This window comes from Streptomyces sp. T12 (assembly GCF_028736035.1).
Lineage (GTDB): Bacteria > Actinomycetota > Actinomycetes > Streptomycetales > Streptomycetaceae > Streptomyces.
In genome coordinates this window covers 7,218,005-7,241,524 of record NZ_CP117866.1, presented here as the reverse complement: position 1 = coordinate 7,241,524, position 23,520 = coordinate 7,218,005, and the positions used below count along the sequence as shown (strand labels likewise).

Sequence of the window (23,520 nt, the reverse complement as noted above, 5' to 3'; positions counted from 1 at the left end):
GGCGCCGGTACACAGGTACTCACGCGCACGCCGGCCCGCCTGTGAAAGAGGGACATGTGCCCACGTACTGAGACGCACCCTGGGCCTGCGGCTGCGCCCCGACCTATCGTTCGGTCCATGACGTCATCGACCGCTCCGGAAGCCGCCTACGAACTCGCCCAGGTCAACATCGCCCGCCTCAAGGCCCCGCTGGACTCCCCGCAGTTGAAGGACTTCGTCGACAACCTCGACCCCGTCAACGCCGACGCCGAGGCCGCCGACGGCTTCGTCTGGCGACTGAAGGGCGACTCCGGCGACGCGACGGACGTGAGCGTCTTCGGCGACGACTGGCTGATCATCAACCTGACGATGTGGCGCGACACGAACGCCCTGACGGCGTACATGTACCAGGGCCGTCACCGCGAGATGCTGGCCCGCCGCCGGGAGTGGTTCGAACGGGTGCAGGAGGCGATGACGACTCTGTGGTGGGTCCCCGCGGGCCACCGCCCGACGGTCGCGGAGGCGGAGTCCCGCCTCCTGCACCTGCGCACCAACGGCCCGACCCCGTACGCCTTCACCCTGCGCACGTCGTTCCCGCCACAGGGGGCGGAGCCGGTGTTCGGCGAAGTGCCGGACGACCTGGGCTGCTCGGCCTAGCCCTCACCGCCGGCCTCGATCGCCTCCTCCACCTCCGCCACCCGCTCCCGCTCCTCCACCGCGAACCGCTCGGCGTCGAGCTTCTCGGCGATCTCCTCGTCCTGAGCCATCAGCAGGTCCAGATTCGAGTCCCCCATCTCGAACACCCCCATGTCCACATATGCCTGCTGAAGGCGCTCGCCCCACAGTCCGATGTCCTTCACACAGGGGACGATGCGAGAGAAGAGCAGCCGCCGGAACAACTGCAGAAACTCTGACCGCTCGCTGATCTGCTCCGCCTCGGCCTTCGGAATCCCGAAGTTCTCCAGGACCTCCACGCCCCGCAGCCGGTTGCGCATCAGATAGCAGCCCTCGATGACGAACTCCTCGCGCTCGCGGAGCTCGGCATCGGTCAGCTGCTTGTAGTAGTCCCGCAGCGCCATACGCCCGAAGGCCACGTGCCGCGCCTCGTCCTGCATCACATACGCCAGGATCTGCTTGGGCAGCGGCTTGTTCGTGGTGTCCCGGATCATGCCGAAGGCAGCGAGGGCCAGCCCCTCGATCAACACCTGCATTCCGAGGTAGGGCATGTCCCAACGGCTGTCGCGCAGCGTGTCCCCCAGCAACGACTGAAGGTTGTCGTTGATCGGATAGACCATCCCGATCTTCTCGTGCAGAAAGCGCCCGTAGATCTCGGCATGCCGCGCCTCGTCCATCGTCTGCGTCGCCGAGTAGAACTTCGCGTCCAGATCGGGCACCGACTCCACGATCCGCGCCGCGCAGATCATCGCGCCCTGCTCGCCGTGCAGAAACTGGCTGAACTGCCAGGAGGCGTAATGCTTCCGCAGCTCGCCCTTCTCCCGCTCGCTCATCTTCGCCCAGTACGGCGTCCCGTACAGGGCCATCGCCTCTTCCGGCGTACCGAGCGCGTCGTACGGATCGACCTCCAGGTCCCAGTCGATCCTCGACTGCCCGTCCCACTGCTTGTCCTTGCCCTTCTGGTACAGGGCCAGCAGCCGGTCGCGGCCGTCGTCGTACTCCCAGCTGAAACGGGCCGCGCCGGTCGCGGGCACCGGCCAGAGAGGGTCTCCCGGATCGTTGGCGTACACGTCGAATGTCGGCATGTCCGGCAGGCTCACACGTAGTAGATGCCGGGTCAACAAGTCATGCGCAGGGGATTGACGACCTTGCTGACAAGCAGTCTCATAAGTGTCGCACGCCGTACCCCCCGGTAACGAGGTGAGTGACCGATGACAACCCTGACGGAAGCCGACGCGCTCGACGGCCTGCGCGACGCCCTCGGCCTGCTCAAGGACCGCGAACAGGTGGCCGAGCGCCTCCTCGCCTCGTCCGCCAAGCACTCCTTCGACCCCGACAGGGAACTGGACTGGGACGCGCCCTTCGAGGAGGGCAAGTGGTTCTGGCCCCCGGAGCTGCTCTCGCTCTACGACACCCCCCTGTGGAAGCGGATGAGCGAGGAACAGCGCCTCCTGCTCTCCCGGCACGAGGCCGCCGCGCTCGCCTCCCTGGGGATCTGGTTCGAGATCATCCTCATGCAACTCCTGGTCCGCCACATCTACGACAAGTCGGCGACCAGCGCACACGTCCGCTACGCACTCACCGAGATCGAGGACGAGTGCCGCCACTCCAAGATGTTCGCCCGCCTGATCTCCCACGGCGGCACCCCCTGGCACCCCGTCAGCCGCGCCCACCAGCACCTGGGCCGCCTCTTCAAGACGATCTCCACCACCCCCGGCTCCTTCACGGCGACCCTCCTCGGCGAGGAGGTCCTCGACTGGATGCAGCGGCTGACCTTCCCCGACGAGCGGGTGCAGCCCCTGATACGCGGCGTCACCCGCATCCACGTGGTCGAGGAGGCCCGCCACGTCCGCTACGCCCGCGAGGAACTCCGCCGCCAGATGCTGACGGCCCCGAAGTGGTCCCAGGAGTTCACCCGCATCACGTCCGGCGAGTTCGCCCGCATCTTCTCCGTAGCCTTCGTCAACCCCGAGGTCTACACGAACGTAGGCCTGGACAAACGCGAGGCCATGGCCCAGGTGAAGGCCAGCGCCCACCGCCGGGAGATCATGCAGACAGGCGCCAAGAAGCTCACCGACTTCCTGGACGACATAGGCGTACTACGAGGACCGGGCCGCAGGCTGTGGAGGTCGTCGGGCCTACTGGCGTAGCCGACCACGCACCCCCACGACGCGGCAGCCGCGTACGGCGGGAAGGGGACGCGTCGGGGGGTGTCCGCCCGCAGCGGCCGGCGTCAACGCACAGCACCTCCTGCGCAACCGAGCCGCCGGACCGAGGACGGACACCCCCCGGCGCGGCCCCGACCCACCCACCGAACCGCACGCGCTACGCGAACCCCACCCACCCCGCACAGGCCGCCGCAGGCATCGAGACGCACCCCCACCGAAGGCACCCGAGGCATCCCGGCCCCACCCCCGAAGGCCGCCACAGGCACCCCCGCCCAACCACCGAAAGCACCCGCACAGGCCGCCGCAGGCATCACGGCTGAACCGCCGAAGGCACCCGCAGGCATCCCGGCCCCACCACCGAAGGCCGCCACAGGCACCCCCGCCCAACCGCCGAAGGCACCCGCACAGGCGCCGCAGGCACCCCCGCCCAACCGCCGGAGGCACCCGGCTGAACCGCCGGAGGCTCTACGCTGCTGGTCATGACGCCCTCGGCCCCCACCCCCGCCTACCGCCGCCTGAGCGTCGAGGAACGCCGCAGCCAACTCCTCAACGCCGCCCTCACCCTCTTCGCACACCGAGCCCCCGAGGACGTGTCCCTGGACGACGTGGCCGAGGCGGCCGGCGTATCCCGACCCCTGGTGTACCGCTACTTCCCCGGCGGCAAGCAGCAGCTCTACGAGGCCGCCCTGCGCTCGGCCGCCGAAGAGCTCCAGCGCTGCTTCGACGAACCCCCGAACGGCCCGCTCCTCCCCCGCCTCGCCCGCGCCCTGGACCGCTACCTCGCCTTCGTGGACGAGCACGACGCCGGATTCAGCGCGCTGCTCCAGGGCGGCAGCGTCGTGGAGACGTCCCGTACGACGGCCATAGTCGACGGCGTACGCCGCGCCGCGGCCGAGCACATCCTCAGCCACCTGGAGGTCACCGACCCCGGCCTGCGCCTGCGCATGACCGTACGGATGTGGATCACCGCGGTGGAGGCGGCCTCCCTGATCTGGCTCGACGAGGACAAGCAGCCTCCCGTCGAGGAGCTTCGGGACTGGCTGGTCGACCAGTTCGTCGCCGTGCTCTCCGTCACGGCGGACCGAGACGCACAGACCGCGGCGCTGACGCACAAGCTTGCGGCGGATAGCTGAGACTGGTGCCGTGAAGAGCGAAGAGACCCCCTTCGAGGGCGGCCCCATGGACGGCCGCGTACTGCCGGTGCTCCTGGGCATCACGGGCCACCCGCCCAAGACGTACCGCATCCCCGTCCCCGACCCCCAAGGCGGCCCGCCGACCGTCCTCGTCTACCACCGCGTACCCCGCACCCCGGGCGGCCGCATGGGCCTCTCCCAGCGCTGGAAGTACGAGTACGCCCCCGAAGGGAAGCAGACCCGCCGCCTGAACTGGCCGTGGTCCAAGCCAGACGCCACGCCGCAGCGCAAGCCGGACGCCACGGACGAGTGACACCGCTGCGCCGAACCGCGCACACCCGCCGCGCAAACCCGCCGCCCCGGTCTAATCCTCACGGTGTGGAGCAGAGAGCCTCTCCGCACCGGAGGTGATGACATGTCAGGAAGACTTCTGCGTCTGGCATGCACGGCGGCGGCAACGGCGACCGCGACGACGGCCGCCATCCTCCTCTCACCGGCACCGCTCCTGTCACCGGCACCCGCGGCGGCCGCCCCGGCCCCCGAACCCCAGGCGCGATCCACGGCCGAACTCCTGACCGACCTTCAGCGCCTGTACCGCGCTGCCGAGCAGGCCACGGAGACCTACAACGCCACCGAGGAGAAGCTGAAGAAACAGCGCACCGAGGTGACCCGCCTGGACACCGCCCTGGCCCGCGCCCGCCTCTCCCTGCACGACAGCCGCCGAGCGGCCGGCCGGCTGGCCCGCCAGCAGTACCAGAACAGCACCGACATCTCCCCCTACGTCCGCCTGCTCCTGGCCCGCGACCCCCAGCACGCCCTGGACCAGGGCCATGTCATCGGCCGGCTGGCCCGCGAGCGCGCCGAGACGGTCGGCCGCCTGACCGGCTCGGAGAAGAAGGCCGACGAGCTGGCCCACCGGGCCCGCACGGCCTTGGACGCCCAACTCGCCCTGGCCGAGCGCCAGAAGAAGGACCGGGACGCCGTACGAAAGCGGCTGAAGAAGGTCGAGGAACTCCTCGCCTCCCTCACCGCCGCGCAGCTCACCGCTTTGGCCGCATTCGAGAAGCAGGACATCGCCACGTCCCAGAGGGCCTTCATGGCGTCCGGCGCCCTCGCCAAAGACGACCACAAACCGTCCCCCGAGGCCACCCGCGCCATCCGCTACGCCAAGAAGCAGGTGGGAAAGCCGTACAGGTGGGGCGCGGAGGGCCCGAAGTCGTACGACTGCTCGGGCCTGACGTCAGAGGCCTGGGCCCACGCCGGCACCCCGATCCCCCGCACGAGCCAGGAGCAGTGGGCGCGGCTCGACCGTGTCCCGCTGACCGAACTGCGCCCCGGCGACCTGGTCGTCTACTTCCCGGACGCCACCCACGTGGCCATGTACCTCGGCAAGGGCAAGGTGGTCCAGGCCCCCCGCACCGGCGAGAAGGTCAAGATCTCGCCGATCGCGTCGAACCCGGTCCTGGGAGCCGTACGCCCGCAGGTCAGGCCCCCGAAACCTCCGCGAGGTAAGCCTCGGTCTTCTCCGGCTCATAAAAGAAGTTCTCGAAGTCGGACGGATCGTTGAACCCGTTGGCGAACCGGTCGGCCACCGGCGGCAGCTGGCCCGCCGCGCCGATGAGGTTGAGGATGTGCTCCGGCGGCGGCGCCAGCATCGCGTTCGTCCACTTGGTCACGTGCTGGGCGGTGGCCCAGTACCGGTCGAAGGTGGCGCGCATCCACGCCTCGTCGAACTCCTTGTCCCCGTGCTCGACGATCGAGGCGAGGTAGGCGGCCGCGCACTTGGAGGCGGAGTTGGAGCCCTGCCCGGTGATCGGGTCGTTCGCCACGACGACGTCCGCCACACCCAGCACGAGCCCGCCACCGGGCAGCCGCCCGACGGGGTTGCGAACGGTCGGCGCGTACCGCCCGCTCAGCACGCCGCCGGCGTCCGTGAGCTCGGCCTTGGCCGCCCGCGCGTACTCCCACGGGGTGTACTTCTCCATGAGTTCCAGGGTCAGGGAGAGGTGCTCCGCCGGGTCCTTCACGCCGTCGAAGACGTCGAGCGGCCCGCCGGGTATGCCCTCCCAGAACAGGATGTCCGCGCGTCCCGAGGTGGTCAGGGTGGGCATGACGAACAGCTCGCCGACACCGGGGACGAGGTTGCAGCGGACGGCCTCCGTGTCCGGGTGCTCCGGACGCGGGCCGAGACCGTGCACGTACGACACGGCGAGCGACCGCTGCGGCTCGCTGTACGGGGACCGCTCCGCGTCCCGCCCGAACATCTGGACGAGCTCACCCTTGCCGGCCGACACCAGCACCAGGTCGTACGTACGGGAGAAGTAGTCGAGGTCGCCGACCGCCGCGCCATGGATGACCAGCTGGCCGCCGCGCTGTGCGAACGTCTCCATCCAGCCGGCCATCTTCACCCGCTGGTCGACCGACTGCGCGAACCCGTCGAGGTGCCCCACCCAGTCGATCGCCCGCGCCGCGGGGCCCTCGCCCCAGGAGCCGGGGGCCGCCACCGAGACGCCGAGCCCTTCGATCTTCGGGGCCTGGGACTCCCAGAAGTTCAGCTGGAGATCGCGCTCGTGCTGCAGTGCCGTGTGGAACATGCACTGGGTGGACATGACCCGGCCGGAGCGGATCTCGTCCGCCGTCCGGTTGGACATCAGGGTGACCTCGTACCCGTGCGACTGGAGTCCGAGGGCGATCTGGAGTCCGGACTGGCCGGCTCCGACGACGAGTATCTTCCGCATGCCGGGATGTTCTCCTACTCGGGGGTGACGTCCAGTGCGTGGCCGACGAGAGACAGCAAAGTCTCGATCACCGAGATCCGCCGCCGCGCATCCATGATCATTACAGGTATGTGCGCGGGGATCGTCAACGCCTCCCGCACGTCCTCCGGCTCGAACCGCTCGCTGCCGTCGAAGTGGTTGACCGCGACGACGTACGGCAGTCCGCAGCTCTCGAAGTAGTCCAGCGCAGGGAAGCAGTCCTTCAGGCGCCGGGTGTCGGCCATGACGACCGCGCCGATCGCGCCGCGCACCAGGTCGTCCCACATGAACCAGAACCGCTGCTGGCCGGGCGTGCCGAACAGGTAGAGCACCAGGTCGTCGTCGAGCGTGAGACGGCCGAAGTCCATGGCCACGGTGGTGGTCAGCTTGCCAGGCGTCGAGGTGAGGTCGTCGGTCCCCTCGCTCGCCTCGGTCATCAGCGCCTCGGTCTGCAGGGGCGTGATCTCCGAGACGGCGGTGACCAGCGTGGTCTTGCCGACGCCGAAGCCGCCGGCCACGACTATCTTCGTGGCGATCGGGGCTCGGGTGCGGTCCGTCTGCCAGGGCTGTTCGGGCCCCTCTTCGGCGAGGAGCGGGGAGACACCGCGAGCGGCGTCAGAGACGACGGAGTCCACTCAGCACCCTTTCCAGCAGAGCGCGGTCCGGCCGGCCCGTGCCGTGGCCGGTTCCCGTGCCGTACACCCGGATCTTTCCCTGGTCCGCGAGGTCGCTGAGGAGCACGCGGACCACGCCGAGCGGCATCTGAAGCAGCGCGGCGATCTCGGCCACCGTGCGCATACGGCGGCACAGTTCGACGATGGCCCGCATCTCCGGCATGACCCGGGTGGTGAGGGAACCATTCGTCAGTTCCTTGCGCTCCTGAGGCGCCTCCAGCGCCGCCACGAACGTCTCGACGAGGAGGACGTGGCCGAAGCGGGTACGGCCGCCGGTGAGCGAGTAGGGGCGGACACGGGCGGGCTTGCGGTCGCCGCCGCGGACGGGGAGCTGGGGCCTGTTCTGCGGGGCGTTGCTCATCGGGTACTCCCTGCCGACTCGGTCTCGAGGGACTTCCGTAGCTCGCTGCGGAGTTCGGGAGTCAGGACGTGGCCGGCGCGGCCCACGAAGAGCGCCATGTGGTAGGCCACCACGCTCATGTCGCAGTCCGCCGAGCCGTGCACGCCGAGCAGCGAGCCGTCGCTGATGGACATCACGAAGAGGCTGCCCTCGTCCATCGCCACCATCGTGTGCTTCACGTCGCCGAACTGCATCAGCTTGGCGGCGCCGATGGTGAGGCTGCCGATGCCGGAGACGATGGTGGCGAGGTCGGCGGAGGAGCCGCGGGGGCCGGTGGGCTTGTCGCTCCTGGCTTCCCGGGCCTCGGTGTTGCGAGCGTGGTCCGAGGAGAGCAGGAGCAACCCGTCGGAGGAGACCACCGCGACTGACTGGATGCCCGGCACCTCCTCGACCAGATTCGTCAACAACCAGTGCAGGTTGCGGGCTTCACTGCTCAGTCCGAAGGTACTGGGCGCGGTCAACTGCTTGCCTCCTCGACTGTGCCCCCCGTGGCTGCGGATCCTTCTGTCGGTGCCTTGGTCTGGCCTGTCTGTTCGGCGATCTCCGCCGCTACGTCGCGGTGGCCGGCCTCCGCTCCCCTGCGGAAGCCGCCGAGCCTCCTGCGGAGGGCGTCGGCGTCCACGCTGCCGGTCCGCTGGCGCGGGGCCTGGGCCGGGGTGGTGATCTTCGGGGTGCGTTTGGGGAGGCCCTTGTCCGTGACGGGGTCCTCGGGTTCGTCGGGGACGCGCTCGTGTGTGGTGTCCGCCTCGGCTTCGCCTTCGGCGGGTTCGTTCCCACCCGCACCACCCGTGCGGCCATCGTCGTCGGGTGCGAGTGGCCCCTGTGGGGCGTCCTCGCCGCCGGCGGCCGCGGGTTCGGCGGCCTCGGGATCGGCTGCGGCCGCGGGTTCGTCAGCCGCAGGGGCCACGATCGCTGGATCAGCGACCGCCGGCCCGGCAGGTGTCGGCTCACCCGTCGGCTGTGCCGGGATCAGGAGCTCCATCGTGGTCTCGGCAGGGTGCTCCCGCTCCCGCTCGGCCTCAGGGGTACCCGGCTGCGTCTCCGGCGTCTCCCGTACAGCCTTCTCCGCCAGCGCGACCAACGGATCGCCGTTCTTGGAGCGGCCGCGCAGGACGTTGGAGTTGGCCTCCGCGTCGGCGCCCGGGAGGGAGAAGGTGTGGGTGCCGGTGTGGTGCGGCGACTCCGAGGGTACCGCGGCCGCAGGGGCGGCTGCCAGCAGGCCCCTGGGCAGGACCGCGACCGCCGCGACCCCGCCCTGCTTCTGCTCGCGGAGCTGGACACGCATGCCGTGGCGGTGGGCGAGGCGGGCGACGACGTACAGGCCGAGGCCCAGGCCGTCGTCGCCCTCCTGGTCGTAGGTGGCCTCGGGGTCGAAGTCGGCGAGGCGGGAGTTGAGGCGGGTCATGCGCTCGGCGGTCATGCCGATGCCCTCGTCGTGGACGGAGAGCATGACCTCGCCGTTCTCCAGCAGCCAGCCGGAGACCTCTACGGGCAGGTCGGGCGGGGAGAACGACGACGCGTTCTCCATCAGCTCGGCCAGGAGGTGGGAGAGGTCGTCGGCCGCGAAGCCCGCCACATGCGCGTGCGGCGGGAGCGCGGCGATGCGGACCCGCTCGTACCGCTCGATCTCGCTGACCGCCGCACGGACGACGTCGACGAGCGGAACCGGTCCGGCATGCTGCTGGACGTGCTCGTTGCCGGCCAGGACGAGAAGGTTCTCGCTGTGCCGGCGCATGACCGTGGCGAAGTGGTCGAGCTTGAACAGCGTGGCGAGCCGGTCGGGGTCCTGCTCGCGCTCCTCCAGGCTCTCGATGACGCCGAGTTGGCGCTCGACGAGGCCGAGGGTGCGCAGGGCGAGGTTCACGAAGGTGGAGCCGATGGTGTCCCGCAGCCGCTCCAACTGGGCGGCGGAGTCGGCGAGTTCGGTGCGCAGCTCCTCGCGGGCGTCGGCCATCTTCTGGCGCTGCCCGACGAGGTGCTTGCGGTCCGACTCCAGGGTGGTGATGCGCTCGTGGAGGGCGACGGCGTGCGCGTGCAGGGCGTTGACGGAGTTGACGACCTGCGCGAACTCGTCCTTGCGGCCGGTGAACTTGACGGGCTCCTCGGCCGCCGGGTCCTCGGCCTGGGCGAGCCGGGCGGAGCCGAGCCGCAGGACGGCGAGGGGCCGGGTGAGGCTGCGGGCCATGCCCGTGGCGACGCCCACGGCGAGCAGCATCAGCGCGCCGAGGATCGCGATGCGGATCTCCAGCGCGGTGACGTCGTCGTCGCGGAGCTGTTCGAGGGCCTTGGTGCGGCGGTCGTAGAGCGCGGACTCCACGCCGCGCATCAGGTCGACACGGGAGGAGAGGGCGGCCTCGGCGCGCTGGGTGTTGGTGGCCAGGTCCCGGTCGGAGAGCGCGGCCTGGTCGGTGAGGGCGGCGAGATAGCGCTCGGCGGTGGTGACCTCGGGGCCGGTGACCGTGGAGTCGTACGAGGTGCGCGCGGTCTTGGGCGCGGTGTCGTGGAAGTCGGCGAGGGCGGCGTCGGAGCGCAGGCGGGCCTGCTGGGCGGCTGCGCTGAGGGCGGCGCGCTGCTTGGCGTCGGCGTCCGAGGAGGTCTTCTGGGTGGTCGCGAGGCCGGTGATCGGGTCGATGACGGTCTCGGTGGCGGTCGGCACGCTGAGGGCGGCGAGCAGCAGCCCGCGGGCGGCGGCGGCCTGCTGCACGGCGGAGTCCAGCTCGGCGAGGGCGTAGGCGCCGGCGCCCGCGCGGGGCGGCATCTGCTCGGCCAGCTGCTCGGCGAGCCGGTGGAGTTCGGTGATGGTGACCGAGTAGGCCCGGTGCGCTTCCAGCGCGGTGCTCTTGCCGGTGAGCGCGGCCCTGCGCAGGGTCGCGATGTCGTCGAGGTCGCCGAGCAGCGAGGCGGGCGTGTCGGTGTCGGCGCGCAACTCCTCGACCTGCCGGTCGACGCGGACGCTGCGCTGCTCGCTCGGCGCCTTGGACTTGGGCCGCCCGGCGGCGATATAGGAGGTGACCTCGTCGCGCTCGTCGGCGAGGGAGTGCGCGAGCGTGAGGGCGTTCTCGGTCTGCTCGGCGAGGGTCACGAGCTTCTGGGAGTCGTGCAGTTGCCCGGAGGCGGCGACGACCGAGGGGACTCCGGCTCCGGCGATGGCGGCGGCCACGACGGCCACGGCGACGATCAGCCGGTTCCGTACGTGCGTCGGGCGCCCCCTGCCGACGGGTGCGGCGTCGGCCGTTGTGCCGTTCGCTGTGCCGTTTGTGGTGCCGGGCGTGGACTGCGCGCCCCCTGCGGAGGACGTCTGCTTGCCTGAGCGACGAGGCCGCATCTTCTGCACCGGTGCTCGCATTCCTGACTCGTGATACCCATGGGTCCGAGTGACGCTCCGTCAACTGCCGCCGACTGTACGTACACTCGATGCGGTTCCCGACCCTCCCAGTGCCGGTGGGCAGCGGCCGCGCATCACCTGACCCGCCACCCGAAGGAGTGAACCCCGGAGTGGAGTTGGCGGGCAAGTTCCTCTGGCGCGTGCACATGCCTTGCGCGGCGGGCCGGTTGGACGTCTGCGACAGGCGATGGCAGTATTCGCCGCCACGCCCGGCCGGAGTGAACCATTCCACCCCAAATCAGGCACCTGACCTGCGTCGCTGCACTCATTCGGCAACCGACGCAACCCCTCCGTGAACCTTGTGAAGGCCTCGTGCAGACTGGCCGGATGCGAACAGAGCTTGTTTCGGAGCCCGGTGACCCGGCCCGCCCCAACGAGGACTTCGCGAGCGTCGGCCTTCCCGCCTCGGGACAGGGCGGCGCACTGGTGGTCCTGGACGGGGTGACCCCGCCGAGGGGTGAGACGGGCTGTCTGCATTCCGTCCCCTGGTTCACCGCCCGACTGGGCGGAGCCCTGACCGAACTGACCGTTTCACTCCCTGATGTTCCCCTCGTCGACGCCCTGGCCCGCGCCATCGCACGTACCGCTGAGGCCCACGCCGAAACCTGTGACCTTTCTCACCCACGCACCCCACAGGCAACGGTGGTTCTGGCGCGATGGTCGGCGCAGTCGCTGGAGTACCTGATCCTTTCGGACTCGGCCCTGCTGGTGGAGTCGCCGGACGGCGCGATCACGCCATACCTGGACGACCGCCTGTCCCGCCTGCCCCGCGCATCCCTGGCCACGGACGCCTTGATCGACGCCCACATCCGCAACAAGGAGGGCGGCTTCTTCACGGCCGCCGCGGATCCGTCGGTGGCCGGGCGGGCGCTGACGGGGGTGTTGGCGCGGGGGGAGGTGCGCGCGTTGGCCGCACTGACGGACGGGGCGACCCGGTGGGTGGAGAAGTTCCGGGAGGGGGACTGGGGGGACTGCTTCCGGCTCCTGCGGAAGGAGGGGGCGCGGGAGTTGGTGGACCGGGTACGGGCTCTGGAGCGGGCCGACGCGGAGGAGCGGGCGTATCTGAGGCGTAGTAAGACGCATGATGACGCGACGGTCGTGTACGTGGAGTGGTGAGCCGTGGGGGCTGCTTGACGGCTCCGCGTATGAGCGCCGCCCAGGCGCCGGCGGACACGGTCACGACCGGGCCTCCCTGAACCTTGCTGTCCCGGACGGGGACGATGCCGGGGAGGCCGTCGGCTACCTCGACGCAGTCGCCGCCGTCCGCGTTGCTGTACGACGACTTGCGCCAGCGGGCGGAATGCAGGTCGTACGTGCTGTTCATGATGAGTAGTCCGCGAGTAGACCTTCGACGAAGGCGAGGGACGCCTCCCGCGAGAGGGCGGCAGCCCTGGCCAGATCGGAGGACTTGGTGTTGCTCGCGACCACCGCCGGATCCTCGATCAACTGGCCCGAGTAGGCGCCCTCGGTGTACACCACGGGCGGCTCGTCGGTGAAGGTCATGAGGGTGGTCGTGCCGTACAGGAGCAGGTTCGGCCCGGCCGAGAACGGCATCACCTGGATGATGGCCTGATCGCTCCGGGCCACCTCGGCGATGCGCTCCAACTGCTCGCGCATCACCTGGTTCCCGCCGACCGCCATGCGCAGCGCCGCCTCGTGGATGATGAACCACAGATCGGGGTCGGCCGGGTCCATCAGCAGCCCGGACTGTGAGAACCCCGCGTCCTCGCGGCGGCGCCGCAACTCGGCGCCGTAGAACTCCTTCATCGAGGCGGGGTCCAGATTCTTCGGCTGAGGCATGGACCCAGGACAGGAACACAGAGGAGCCGATCGGGCGCGTACGGTGAAAATCACGAAACCCCCGGGGCCCGGCCCCGGGGGTTCCTACCGACCCTGTGGCTTACCGAAACGGGCCCTTACCGAGGTAGACGAAGCTCTTGTAGTGGTCCCGCGTGAACCACACGTCACCGGTGTTGATCGCACGCACGAACCGGTCCTGGCCCGTCCTGTCGTTCTCCCTGGGGGCGTGGTCGAAGAAGTGCGCGACGTACTCCTGGAACGTTCCCCGGTAGTTCCGCGACGACGGACCGGCCTCGCCGTGGTTCATGAAGTCCCGGAGCGAGTCGCCGTTGTCCCAGTATCGACCGCCCGTCTCGATCCACTCGTGGTGGTGGTTACCGTGCCCGTCGACATAGTTGTTGACCTCCCAGGAGGCGTCACGGTCGCCGATGCCGCGCCAGTTGGGCCAACCGAAGTTCTGCCAGAGCTTCAGGGTGATGGCCTGCATCTTTCCCTGAGTCAGCTTTCCCGGGTGCTGTTCGTTGCCTGTGATCTTGGCCTTGCCCTTGTTGGGCGCCGGCGCCGGGCAAGTGGCCCCGGGGAGGGTCGTGCAGCTGGGGGCATCGGCAGCGTGCGCGCCCTCCGCCATGCCGAGCCCGCCGACCGTGAGGCTGAGCAGCATGGCGGGAATCGCGACCATCCGGGCGCGCCGCCGCCGGGCAGAACCGCGCCGGTTCTCGGGCGTCGTCTCCAGCATCTCGGATGAGGACATGGTGGCTCCTTGATCTTGTCTCGGGTCCTGGTTCCGGATCCTTCCGAGGCTGTGCGCCCCGGCTGACCGAAGAAGACCAGCCGCGCGTGACAGTGGCTCGGCAGCCGGATCACAGCTGCCGGTCGGAAATGACGTACAGCTGTTACAGAGATGTGGGAGCGCTTCCGTCGTTTGCCGACTCCTTGATGTCAGGACATGTCTCGTTCATCGGGAGCCGCAAAGGTGGTCGTCCCTTTGGTGCCGGCGGAGAGGAGAGCGGCATGCGATTCGGCGTACCGGCGCTGTGCCTGCTGCTCGCCCTGAGCCTGGCCGGGTGCGGCACGGTGGCCGGCGGCACGCGGGTCGAGGGCCCGGCGCCGACCGCGGTCCCCTGGTCGGGGCCGGTCTACGTCAGCGATGCGCGCTCGATTCCGCGGCAGCACCCCGACGTAGTGGATCTCACCGAGACCACCACCCTGTACGGCCTGACATGGCACGGCTGGGGCACGTCCCGAGCCGTCGCGACCGGTCTGGTGATCGACTTCGCCTGCGTGTCCGACTGCCCCCACGGCGAGTCCGACCCGCCGTCCTTCCCGGCCCACCTCGTCCTCAGCGGCCTCGTCAAGCGCGAGTACGCCGCCTACTACGACCACGCGGTACTGACCCCCGACCACCCGCCCGCGCCCGCCTGGGCGTTCGACGTCGGTGACGTGCGCCTGCGCGTGCCGAAGGCGTGACGCCGTTCGCCGCGCGGCCGTGATCCGGCCGCCGGGTCACCGACACATACGACTGGTCCTCTTGGGGCCGGAGCACGAGGTCTCAGGAGACATCAGAAAGGTAGGACACACATGCACGAGGTCCTGCTGGTCGAGGACGACGAGATGATCCGGGAAGCGACCCGCCTCACCCTTGAGTCGAGCGGCTACACGGTGCGCACAGCCGCCGACGGCACGACCGGACTCGACCTGTTCCGCGAGCAGGCCCCGGACGTCGCCGTCCTGGACATCATGCTGCCCGGCCTGAACGGGGTGAGCCTGGCCGGCCGTATCCGCGAGGAGTCGGGGGTGCCGGTGCTGCTGATCTCGGCCCGCAACGATCCGGTGGACGTGGTGATGGGCCTGGAGGCCGGCGCCGACGACTACGTCACCAAGCCGTTCGACGGCATGGTGCTGGCCGCCCGGATCCGCGCCCTGCTGCGCCGCGCCGCACCCGCCGAGCAGCGGCCGGGCAGCGCCCCGCTCACCTTCGGTGACCTGGCCTTCGACCCGGAGACCCTGGACGTGCGCCGCGACGGGAAGCCGCTCGCCCTCACCACGACGGAGCTGAAGCTCCTCCAGGAGTTCGCCGCCGCGCCCGGCACGGTGCTCACCCGGGACCTGCTGCTGGAGAAGGTGTGGGACTACGCCTGGTCCGGCGACACCCGGGTCGTGGACGTCCACATCCGCCGCCTGCGCGCCAAGATCGGCCATGACCGCATCGAGACGGTGCGCGGCTTCGGCTACAAGCTGCGCCCGTAGCGGCCCGGGAATTGGTACGGCTCCCATGGACATCGGCACGAAGGTGGCACTGGCCGTCGCCGCGGCGGCCCTGTGCGTCGCGAGCACGGTCGGCCTGCTCGTCCACCGCATCACCGCCGCCGACCAGCTGGCCACGGCCCGCTCCGACCTCGATCGGCAGCTGATGAGCGCCGTCTACGACCATGCGGCCGGCCGCAAGTCCGCGGCCCGGCTCGACCCGCCGGACCTGCCCGCGGCCGTGTCGAAGGCGGTACGACGCGGCGACCGCGTCACCTACCTCCAGGACGGACCGGATCCGGTGCTGTGGGCGGCGACCCGCGTCTCCGACCGCACCGTGCTCGCACTGTCGCGTCCTTACGGCCATGAGGCCGACGAGCTGGCCGCGCTGGACCGGACGCTGGTCACCACAGGTGCGGCGGCCACCGCCGGAGTGTCCCTGGCCGGCTTGGCCCTCGGCGTGCGCATGGGCCGCCGGGCCACGGCCGCCGCCCGTACGGCGGAACGTATCGCCCACGGCGACCTGAACGCCCGTATCGGCCCGCAAGGGCGGGACGAGATCGCCCGGCTCGCCGCGTCCGTGAACGCCATGGCCGACGCGCTCGGCGCCCGCCTGGAGGCGGAACGCCGGGTGACCGCCGACATCGCGCACGAACTGCGCACCCCCGTCACGGCCATGGTGACCGCGACCGGCCTGCTGCCGCCCGGTCCGGCCACCGACCTGGTGGCGGGCGGGGTGCGCAAGCTGCGCGGGCTGGTCGAGGACGTTTTGGAGGTCGCCCGCCTCGACGCCCACGCGGTGTCGGTGGAGACCGAGCCCCGCCAGGTCAGCGCGATGGCCCGCCGTGCGGTCACGGGGCTCGACGGGGCAGAAGGCCGGGTGGAGGTGCGGATCGTCACGGACACGCTCGCGGAGACCGATCCTCGGCGCGTGGAGCGGATCCTCACCAACCTGGTCACCAACGCCCTGCGGCACGGCACGCCGCAGGTGACGGTCGAGGTGGACGCCGAGACAAACGCCGAGACTGACGGGGACGGCGCCGGGCCGCTCGTCCGCATCCGCGACCACGGCCCCGGCTTCCCGCCCGACCTGCTTGCCGTCCTCACCGCCTCCGGCCCTCAGCGGTTCCGCACCGGCTGCGAGTCCGCGGGAACGGGCCTGGGCCTGGGCCTGACCATCGCCTCCGGCCAGGCCCGGCTGCTCGGCGCCCGCCTGACCTTCCGCAACCATCCCGACGGGGGTGCGGAGGCGACCCTGCGGCTGCCTCCTACTTCTCCATCCCCAGGTTCAACTGGTGCAGCAGCCGCGCCAGTTCCGCGACCTCGCCCCTGTCCCACTGCGCGAACTGACTGACGTACCGCGCCCGTCGCGCCTCCCGCACCCTGCCGACCCGGCTGCGCCCCTCCTCAGTGAGGTGAACCAGCCACGCCCGCCCGTCGGCAGGATCCGGCTCGCGCGCCACCAGCCCCAGGTCCTCCAGCGCACGCAGCTGACGCGACATGGTGGCCTTGCCGACGCCGATATAGGCGGCGAGGTCGGTGGCGCGCTGCCGGCCGTACTCGTCGAGACGGACCAGGAGCCCGTACGCCGCCGACTCCAGTTCCGGGTGGACCTCGCGGGCCATCTCGCCCTGCTTGGCCCGGGCGCGCCGGAAAAGCACCGTCAACTCGCGCTCCAGGTCCAGGAACTCAGGCTGGTCCACACCGGTTCCGGACACTCCTCCAGAGGGGGCACCCCCGGATCCGACTCGGCGTCCGTCGCCGTTTCCGTCTTCGTGCACGTCAGCCCCTGCCTCGGTTTTCCCGTTCCTGAAAGTTTCCGCCGAACGCCGTAATCGCCGCAGCTCCGCCAGTATTTCGCAGGCTTAGACCAACGGCAGCCTCCGGACCCCCTTCCACCTGCCCTTCTCCGTGCATAGCTTCTCCACCAGCCCTTGACTGGCATGCACACGCCACTGCATGCCGAACCGAAGCCACCCCACTGCAGTCACCCAACCGCAGTCACACCCCCAGCCCGTTTCCCCACCGAGCATCACCGAGCCTTCGGAGGCACGCTATGCCCGTGCACAGACCCGAACCGCTCCGCCCCCGGCGCCCCCACCGCACCCGGCTCCTGCTCGCCGCCGCCGTCTCCCTCCTCCTCGCCGTCCAGCCCTCGCCCGCATCCGCCGACGACACCCCGCCGCGCGGCTCCGCCCACATGGGCATGGGCGTCGCGGCCCACGACGGCGTGCACGGCAGCCCCGCCGACACCCTGGCCGCACAGACGGAAGGCGTGGACGTCTCCAGCCACCAGGGCAACGTCGACTGGTCGACCCTGTGGAACAGCGGGGTCAAGTGGGCCTACACCAAGGCAAGCGAGGGGACGTACTACACCAACCCCTACTTCACCCAGCAGTACGGCGGCTCCTACAACATCGGCATGATCCGCGGCGCCTACCACTTCGCCACCCCGGACACCACCAATGGAGCAACCCAGGCCAACTACTTCGTCGACCACGGCGGCGGCTGGTCCCGCGACGGCAAGACCCTGCCCGGCGTCCTCGACATCGAGTGGAATCCGTACGGCGACGCCTGCTACGGCAAGACAGCGAGCGGGATGGTCACCTGGATCCGCGACTTCCTGAACCAGTACAGGGCACGGACCGGGCGGGACGCCGTCATCTACACGGCCACCAGTTGGTGGAAACAGTGCACCGGCAACCACAGCGGCTTCGCCTCGGCCAACCCGCTGTGGATCGCCCGGTACGCGACGACGGTGGGCGAACTGCCTGCGGGCTGGGATTACTACACGGCCTGGCAGTACACGTCATCGGGACCGACGGTCGGAGACCACAATAAGTTCAACGGTGCTCTCGACAGGGTCGTAGCACTCGCCAACGGGTAAATCCCCCATGGGCTACCACACCAGGCGTTTACTCGCACCGTTGCCGATGTGAGGCCCCAGATCCTGGGGTGGGGGGGTGCTGTCGTTGCGGCCGTACGTTCGAACAATCGCGATCACTGACAGTTCGAATACTCACCCACCAGCCGTACGAGGCCGCGCAGTACGCCGAAGGCCCGGGCCTCCCTCACGAGAGCCCGGGCCTCCTTGTCCGGTCGCGTCCGTCACGCCGCGACCGGAACCTCCGGCGCCACGCCGCTGACGGCCGGCGACAGGGCCAGCTCCAGGACCTGGCGGACGTCCGTCACGGCGTGGACGTCGAGCTTGTCCAGCACCTCGGCGGGGACGTCGTCCAGGTCGGACTCGTTGCGCTTGGGGATGATCACGGTCGTGACGCCCGCCCGCTGGGCCGCCAGCAGCTTCTGCTTCACGCCGCCGATGGGCAGGACACGGCCCGTCAGGGAGACCTCGCCCGTCATCGCCACGTCCGTGCGCAGCGGACGGCCGGACAGGAGTGACGCCAGCGCCGTCGTCATCGTGATGCCCGCGCTCGGGCCGTCCTTGGGCACCGCGCCCGCCGGGAAGTGGATGTGCACGCCCCGGTCCTTCAGGTCGGCGACCGGGAGCTCCAGTTCGGCGCCGTGGCTGCGGAGGAAGGACAGGGCGATCTGTGCCGACTCCTTCATGACGTCACCCAGTTGGCCCGTCAGCGTCAGGCCTGCCGCGCCCGTCTCCGGGTCGGCCAGCGACGCCTCGACGAACAGCACGTCACCGCCCGCGCCCGTCACCGCCAGGCCCGTCGCCACGCCCGGCACGGCCGTACGGCGCTCCGCCGGGTCCTGGGCGGACTCGGGCACGTGGTGCGGCCGGCCGATCAGGCCGCGCAGGTCACCCTCGCCGACCGTGAACGGCAGCTTCCGCTCGCCCAGTTCGTGCTGGGCCGCGACCTTGCGGAGCAGCCGCGCGATCGAGCGCTCCAGGGTGCGGACGCCCGCCTCGCGCGTGTACTCGCCGGCGAGCTTGCGCAGCGCGCCCTCGTCGATGGCGACCTCGTCCTTCACGAGGCCCGCCCGCTCCAGTTGGCGCGGGAGCAGGTGGTCGCGGGCGATGACGATCTTCTCGTCCTCGGTGTAGCCGTCGAGGCGGACCAGCTCCATCCGGTCGAGCAGGGCCTCGGGGATGGCCTCCAGGACGTTGGCGGTGGCGAGGAAGACCACGTCCGACAGGTCCAGCTCCACCTCCAGGTAGTGGTCGCGGAAGGTGTGGTTCTGGGCCGGGTCCAGGACCTCCAGCAGCGCCGCCGCCGGGTCGCCGCGGAAGTCCGAGCCCACCTTGTCGATCTCGTCGAGGAGGACCACCGGGTTCATCGAACCGGCCTCCTTGATCGCGCGCACGATCCGGCCGGGCAGCGCGCCCACGTACGTACGGCGGTGGCCGCGGATCTCGGCCTCGTCGCGGACGCCGCCGAGGGCGACCCGGACGAACTTGCGGCCCATGGCGTGGGCGACGGACTCGCCGAGCGACGTCTTGCCGACGCCGGGCGGGCCGACCAGGGCCAGCACGGCACCGCCGCGCCGGCCGCCGACGACACCGAGGCCGCGGTCGGTACGGCGCTTGCGCACCGCCAGGTACTCGGTGATCCGCTCCTTCACGTCCTGCAGACCGGCGTGCTCGGCGTCCAGCACACCCTTCGCGCCCTGGATGTCGTAGGCGTCCTCGGTCCGCTCGTTCCAGGGGAGTTCGAGGACGGTGTCCAGCCAGGTGCGGATCCAGGAGCCCTCCGGGGACTGGTCGCTGGACCGCTCCAGCTTGTCGACCTCCTTCAAGGCCGCCTCGCGGACCTTCTCCGGCAGGTCGGCGGCCTCGACGCGGGCGCGGTAGTCGTCGGACTCCTCGCCGTCCTGCTCGCCGTTCAGCTCGCGCAGTTCCTTGCGGACGGCCTCCAGCTGACGGCGCAGCAGGAACTCGCGCTGCTGCTTGTCGACGCCCTCCTGGACGTCCTTGGCGATGGTCTCGGCGACGTCCTGCTCGGCGAGGTGGTCGCGAAGGTGCTGGGTGGCGAGCTTGAGGCGGACGACCGGGTCGGCGGTCTCCAGGAGCTCCACCTTCTGTTCGGTGGACAGGAAGGGCGAGTAACCGGAGTTGTCGGCGAGCGCCGAGACGTCGTCGATGGCCTGGACGCGGTCGACGACCTGCCAGGCGCCGCGCTTGCGCAGCCAGGCGGTGGCGAGTGCCTTGTATTCCTTGACCAGTTCGGTGACCTGTCCGGGCAGCGGCTCGGGCACGCTCTCGTCGACCCGTGTCCCCTCGACCCACAGTGCCGCACCCGGTCCGGTCGTCCCGGCGCCGATCTGCACGCGGCCGCGACCGCGGATCAGGGCACCCGGGTCACCGTCGGCCAGCCGGCCGACCTGCTCGACGGTGCCGAGCACACCGGTGCTCGCGTACGTCCCGTCGATGCGTGGCACCAGCAGCACCCGTGGCTTTCCCGGCTCGGACCGGGCGGCTGCCTGCGCGGCCTCCACCGCGGCGCGTACATCGGCGTCGTTCAGGTCCAGCGGGACGACCATTCCGGGCAGCACGACCTCGTCGTCGAGCGGCAGCACAGGCAGGGTGAGCGGTGTGGACGTCGAAGCCATGATCTCCCCTTCGGCAGTCAAGTTGAGTTATGCCGACTCAATGCATGGAGGGGCTTGAATGTTCCCAGGCCTTCGTTCGCTGTGAGCGATCAACTGCGCCACACCCTGCGACCTCGGCTTTTGTGAATAAACGGTTGCCGAGGGCCGGTTCTTCCCCCACCGTCTCCCCGTGACAGACACAGAGTTCCTTCTCGCGGCCTACGACGACCAGATGCGCGGCGCGCCCCCGACCCCGCCCGCCGGTGTGACGTACGAACAGGACGGCCCCCTGCTGCGGATCGTCGGCGGATTCCGGGGCCTCGTCAGCGGCCCGCGCTCGCTCGGCGTACGCGGCGCCGAACTCGACGGGCTCATCGCCCGGCAGCGCGACTACTTCGCGGCGCGCGATGAGGCGGTGGAGTGGAAGACCCGGTCCCACGACGACCCGGCCGACCTCACCGACCGCCTGCGCGCGGCGGGCTTCGTGCCCGAGGAGCAGGAGACGGTGCTGGTGGGACGGGCCGCCGACATGGCCGTACGACAGCCCGTCCTGCCGGAGGGGGTGACGCTGCGGCGGGTCACCGCGGACGCGGACATGCGCCGCATCGCCGTGATGGAGTCGGTCGTGTGGGGCCAGGACTGGAGCTGGCTCGCCGACGATCTCATCGGCCGGGTCGCGTCCGCCCCGGACCAGATCGCCGTGTACGTCGCCGAGGCGGACGGCGAGGTCGTGTCCGCGGCGTGGCTGGTGTTCCGCGAGGGGACCGGGTTCGCGAGCCTGTGGGGCGGGTCAACGCTGGCCGAGTGGCGCGGCCGCGGCATCTACCGTGCCCTGGTCGCCACCCGCGCCGCGCTCGCCGTCGCCCGCGGGGTCGGCTACCTGCATGTGGACGCCTCCGACGACAGCGCGCCGATCCTGCGGCGGCTGGGCTTCGCTGCGGTGACGACGACCACGCCCTACGTGTGGTCGCCCGTGGCCGACTGAATCCGAGGCGTACCAGCGGCGCACCACCGGCCACAGCGCGATCCCGATGACCAGGGAGATCAGATGCCCCCAATTGGTCAGCGGGTCCGTGAGATTCAGCAGGTCCTGGACCAACATCCCGCCGAACAGCACCAGAACCGGCCACCGCAGCCACGGCCGCAGCAGCCCGGCCAGCGCGCCGACGCTCGTGGCGACGCCGAAGCTGATGCCGTAGTCGAGGCGGTGCAGCGAACTGTCCGGGAGGTGTCCGACCAGCACCGCCAGCCCGACCGGGACCTCGGTCGCGAGGGTCGCAAGGACGTGCCCGGCAAGGAAGACGACGGCCGTGCGAGCACCGCCGATCCGCCGCTCCAGCGCGGTGAGCACGAGCAGGAGGCCGAGCGTGTACGGCGCCATGATCCCGCCCGCGATCCACAGCGCGCTGGCGATCAGCACCATCGCGGGTGTCCGCACGAGATGCGCCACATCGGTGCTGGAGCCCTGGTGCAGGGCGTGGACGAGGGCGGGGTCGGCGTAGGTGGCGATGAGTGAGGTGACGGCCAGTACGGCGGCGTAAGCGCAGGTGAAGGGGGTTCCGGTGGGGGTGGGGAGCAGCCGCCAGGGGTGGAAGGCGCGGGCTCTGGCCTCGGCGGCCCGGGTGGCCCCGGCGAGCTCGGTGACCGCGGCGGGCTCGGGGACGACCGGCGCCGGGGTCGGCGCGGGAGTGGCGCTCAGTGGTCCGCGCTGGCGCGGCATCCCGTCCAGCAGCCCGGCCACCTCGGGCAGGCCCGCGTCGCCGGAAGGACCGGCCGCGCTCGAAGACGCCGGCTTCGAAGTCGAGACCGCCGTACCCGCAGTCACAGTCCGTTCCACGGTGAGGCGCTCCTTCCGTTTACCTCACCCTCGGACCGGCCCCCACCTCATGTCTGTGATCAGCGCCACACGACAGCAGATTCTCAGCAACCTCTCAAGAAGCTCTCGCGTCTTCCCAAGAATCTCCCCCGCCAGTCGTGAGGCCGTGCCCGTACGGGCACGCGCTCGCTCTCTGACGTAATTCCCTCGGCCGTCCCGCTCTCAGCTGCGAGGATGGCCGGATGCCCACTTCGTACGACATCCCCGAAGTACTGGACCGTCGCGAGGGCCCGTACGGCGAGATCGTGCTGCGGCGGCACGGCGAACTGCTCCAGATCATCGCGAACGGCTGCTTTTTGATGGACACCTCCGACGGGCACTCGGAGCGGCTGCTGGTCGACGCGGCGCTCGGCGCGCTGGCCGGACGGCCGGACCCGGAGGTGCTGATCGGCGGGCTCGGCGTCGGGTTCTCGCTCGCACACGCCGCCGCCGATCCGCGCCCGAGACGGATCACCGTCGTCGAGCGCGAGCCCGCGATTATCGGCTGGCATCTCGACGGGCCGTTGTCCGACTTCTCCGCCCGTGCCCTCGCCGATCCGCGCACCGAGATTCTGGAAACGGATCTGGTGGCGCACGTAACTGAGACTTACGACACGTATGACGCACTGTGTCTCGACATCGACAACGGCCCTGGCTGGACCGTCACCGAGGGCAACGACAGCCTGTACTCACCGGCCGGACTGGCGGCCTGCGCAGGGGCGTTGAGGCCGGGTGGGGTGCTGGCCGTATGGTCCGCCCAACCCTCTCCGGAATTCGAAGAAACCTTGCGTAATGCCGGATTCCAACAGGTGCGTACCGAAGAGATCCCCGTTGCCCGGGGCGTTCCGGACGTCGTGCACCTCGCCGTCCGACCTGGATAGCCGTGGCACGGTGACTCCCCGTACTCTGCTTCTCTGACGCGGATCATTCAAGCGTCAATCGCAAGCAT

22 protein-coding genes and 2 pseudogenes are annotated in these 23,520 nt (G+C 70.4%); 12 read left to right on the top strand and 12 right to left on the bottom strand.

The window, feature by feature from the left end; genetic code table 11:
- Window positions 1-117 precede the first annotated feature (117 nt).
- Window positions 118-636, top strand: a complete 519-nt coding sequence (locus PBV52_RS32805) for a DUF3291 domain-containing protein (RefSeq protein ID WP_274243344.1) — start codon at window positions 118-120, stop codon at window positions 634-636.
- Here PBV52_RS32805 and PBV52_RS32800 read toward each other — a convergent pair.
- Window positions 633-1,739: a ferritin-like domain-containing protein gene (locus PBV52_RS32800; RefSeq protein WP_274243343.1), complete on the bottom strand. Its 1,107-nt coding sequence runs from the start codon at window positions 1,737-1,739 to the stop codon at window positions 633-635. The genes PBV52_RS32805 and PBV52_RS32800 overlap by 4 nt on opposite strands.
- 126 nt (window positions 1,740-1,865) lie before the next feature.
- Between PBV52_RS32800 and PBV52_RS32795 the strand changes: the two genes are divergently transcribed.
- The 4 genes from PBV52_RS32795 to PBV52_RS32780 all read left to right on the top strand — a co-directional run bounded on the left by PBV52_RS32795 (window position 1,866) and on the right by PBV52_RS32780 (window position 5,522).
- Window positions 1,866-2,804, top strand: coding sequence for a diiron oxygenase (locus tag PBV52_RS32795; RefSeq protein ID WP_274243341.1), 939 nt, complete (start codon window positions 1,866-1,868; stop codon window positions 2,802-2,804).
- 497 nt (window positions 2,805-3,301) lie between these two features.
- Window positions 3,302-3,955: a TetR/AcrR family transcriptional regulator gene (locus tag PBV52_RS32790; protein WP_274243339.1), complete on the top strand. Its 654-nt coding sequence runs from the start codon at window positions 3,302-3,304 to the stop codon at window positions 3,953-3,955.
- A 10-nt stretch (window positions 3,956-3,965) separates the two neighbouring features.
- Window positions 3,966-4,268 (top strand): hypothetical protein, encoded by a 303-nt coding sequence (locus tag PBV52_RS32785; protein ID WP_274243337.1) that lies wholly within the window; start codon window positions 3,966-3,968, stop codon window positions 4,266-4,268.
- Between the two features lie 102 nt (window positions 4,269-4,370).
- The gene (locus PBV52_RS32780; RefSeq protein WP_274243336.1) at window positions 4,371-5,522 is read left to right on the top strand and encodes a C40 family peptidase; all 1,152 of its coding nucleotides are present in this window, start codon (window positions 4,371-4,373) and stop codon (window positions 5,520-5,522) included.
- Here the strand turns inward: PBV52_RS32780 and PBV52_RS32775 are convergent.
- The 5 genes from PBV52_RS32775 to PBV52_RS32755 are packed head-to-tail and all read right to left on the bottom strand — an operon-like array spanning window position 5,440 to window position 11,119.
- Window positions 5,440-6,693 (bottom strand): styrene monooxygenase/indole monooxygenase family protein, encoded by a 1,254-nt coding sequence (locus tag PBV52_RS32775; RefSeq protein WP_274243335.1) that lies wholly within the window; start codon window positions 6,691-6,693, stop codon window positions 5,440-5,442. The genes PBV52_RS32780 and PBV52_RS32775 overlap by 83 nt on opposite strands.
- Window positions 6,694-6,707: 14 nt before the next feature.
- Entirely contained in the window at window positions 6,708-7,346 is a 639-nt protein-coding gene (locus PBV52_RS32770; protein WP_274243334.1) for an ATP/GTP-binding protein, read from the bottom strand.
- On the bottom strand, window positions 7,327-7,746 hold the full coding sequence (locus PBV52_RS32765) for a DUF742 domain-containing protein (RefSeq protein ID WP_274243333.1): 420 nt from the start codon (window positions 7,744-7,746) through the stop codon (window positions 7,327-7,329). The genes PBV52_RS32770 and PBV52_RS32765 overlap by 20 nt, the downstream gene beginning before the upstream one ends.
- Entirely contained in the window at window positions 7,743-8,246 is a 504-nt protein-coding gene (locus PBV52_RS32760) for a roadblock/LC7 domain-containing protein (RefSeq protein WP_274243332.1), read from the bottom strand. Before PBV52_RS32760 ends, PBV52_RS32765 begins: the two co-directional genes overlap by 4 nt.
- Window positions 8,243-11,119, bottom strand: coding sequence for a nitrate- and nitrite sensing domain-containing protein (locus tag PBV52_RS32755; RefSeq protein ID WP_274243330.1), 2,877 nt, complete (start codon window positions 11,117-11,119; stop codon window positions 8,243-8,245). Before PBV52_RS32755 ends, PBV52_RS32760 begins: the two co-directional genes overlap by 4 nt.
- Before the next feature lie 378 nt (window positions 11,120-11,497).
- Here PBV52_RS32755 and PBV52_RS32750 point away from each other — a divergent pair, with 378 nt between their 5' ends.
- The gene (locus PBV52_RS32750; RefSeq protein WP_274243329.1) at window positions 11,498-12,286 is read left to right on the top strand and encodes a protein phosphatase 2C domain-containing protein; all 789 of its coding nucleotides are present in this window, start codon (window positions 11,498-11,500) and stop codon (window positions 12,284-12,286) included.
- A gap of 31 nt (window positions 12,287-12,317) precedes the next feature.
- On the opposite strand, the pseudogene PBV52_RS32745 reads toward PBV52_RS32750, so the two are convergent.
- From PBV52_RS32745 to PBV52_RS32735, 3 genes and pseudogenes are all read right to left on the bottom strand, one after another.
- Window positions 12,318-12,494, bottom strand: a pseudogene (locus tag PBV52_RS32745) (DUF397 domain-containing protein); the annotation flags it as partial.
- Window positions 12,491-12,970 carry a DUF5753 domain-containing protein gene (locus PBV52_RS32740; RefSeq protein WP_274243327.1) on the bottom strand — a complete coding sequence of 160 codons (480 nt, stop codon included), beginning with the start codon at window positions 12,968-12,970 and terminating at the stop codon, window positions 12,491-12,493. The pseudogene PBV52_RS32745 and the gene PBV52_RS32740, both read right to left, overlap by 4 nt.
- A gap of 100 nt (window positions 12,971-13,070) precedes the next feature.
- Complete coding sequence (locus PBV52_RS32735; protein ID WP_274243326.1) at window positions 13,071-13,721, bottom strand: hypothetical protein; 651 nt, start codon at window positions 13,719-13,721, stop codon at window positions 13,071-13,073.
- Between the two features lie 260 nt (window positions 13,722-13,981).
- Here PBV52_RS32735 and PBV52_RS32730 point away from each other — a divergent pair, with 260 nt between their 5' ends.
- The 3 genes from PBV52_RS32730 to PBV52_RS32720 all read left to right on the top strand — a co-directional run bounded on the left by PBV52_RS32730 (window position 13,982) and on the right by PBV52_RS32720 (window position 16,568).
- Window positions 13,982-14,437 carry a hypothetical protein gene (locus tag PBV52_RS32730; RefSeq protein ID WP_274243324.1) on the top strand — a complete coding sequence of 152 codons (456 nt, stop codon included), beginning with the start codon at window positions 13,982-13,984 and terminating at the stop codon, window positions 14,435-14,437.
- A 111-nt stretch (window positions 14,438-14,548) separates the two neighbouring features.
- Window positions 14,549-15,217, top strand: coding sequence for a two-component system response regulator CseB (gene cseB, locus PBV52_RS32725; protein WP_274243323.1), 669 nt, complete (start codon window positions 14,549-14,551; stop codon window positions 15,215-15,217).
- A 25-nt stretch (window positions 15,218-15,242) separates the two neighbouring features.
- Window positions 15,243-16,568: a HAMP domain-containing sensor histidine kinase gene (locus tag PBV52_RS32720; protein WP_274243321.1), complete on the top strand. Its 1,326-nt coding sequence runs from the start codon at window positions 15,243-15,245 to the stop codon at window positions 16,566-16,568.
- Here PBV52_RS32720 and PBV52_RS32715 read toward each other — a convergent pair.
- Window positions 16,483-16,995 carry a MarR family winged helix-turn-helix transcriptional regulator gene (locus tag PBV52_RS32715; protein ID WP_274243319.1) on the bottom strand — a complete coding sequence of 171 codons (513 nt, stop codon included), beginning with the start codon at window positions 16,993-16,995 and terminating at the stop codon, window positions 16,483-16,485. The genes PBV52_RS32720 and PBV52_RS32715 overlap by 86 nt on opposite strands.
- Before the next feature lie 275 nt (window positions 16,996-17,270).
- Between PBV52_RS32715 and PBV52_RS32710 the strand changes: the two genes are divergently transcribed.
- Entirely contained in the window at window positions 17,271-18,101 is an 831-nt protein-coding gene (locus PBV52_RS32710) for a lysozyme (protein WP_274243318.1), read from the top strand.
- A gap of 221 nt (window positions 18,102-18,322) precedes the next feature.
- Here the strand turns inward: PBV52_RS32710 and lon are convergent, their stop codons facing one another.
- On the bottom strand, window positions 18,323-20,737 hold the full coding sequence (gene lon / locus PBV52_RS32705) for an endopeptidase La (RefSeq protein ID WP_274243316.1): 2,415 nt from the start codon (window positions 20,735-20,737) through the stop codon (window positions 18,323-18,325).
- A 169-nt stretch (window positions 20,738-20,906) separates the two neighbouring features.
- On the opposite strand from lon, the gene PBV52_RS32700 reads away from it, so the two are divergent.
- Window positions 20,907-21,701, top strand: a complete 795-nt coding sequence (locus PBV52_RS32700; RefSeq protein ID WP_274243314.1) for a GNAT family N-acetyltransferase — start codon at window positions 20,907-20,909, stop codon at window positions 21,699-21,701.
- On the opposite strand, the pseudogene PBV52_RS32695 reads toward PBV52_RS32700, so the two are convergent.
- Window positions 21,681-22,553, bottom strand: a pseudogene (locus PBV52_RS32695) (rhomboid-like protein); the annotation flags it as partial. The gene PBV52_RS32700 and the pseudogene PBV52_RS32695 sit on opposite strands and share 21 nt — an antisense overlap.
- Window positions 22,554-22,774: 221 nt before the next feature.
- Between PBV52_RS32695 and PBV52_RS32690 the strand changes: the two are divergent.
- The gene (locus tag PBV52_RS32690; protein WP_274243313.1) at window positions 22,775-23,452 is read left to right on the top strand and encodes a spermidine synthase; all 678 of its coding nucleotides are present in this window, start codon (window positions 22,775-22,777) and stop codon (window positions 23,450-23,452) included.
- The last annotated feature ends 68 nt before the right edge of the window (window positions 23,453-23,520 follow it).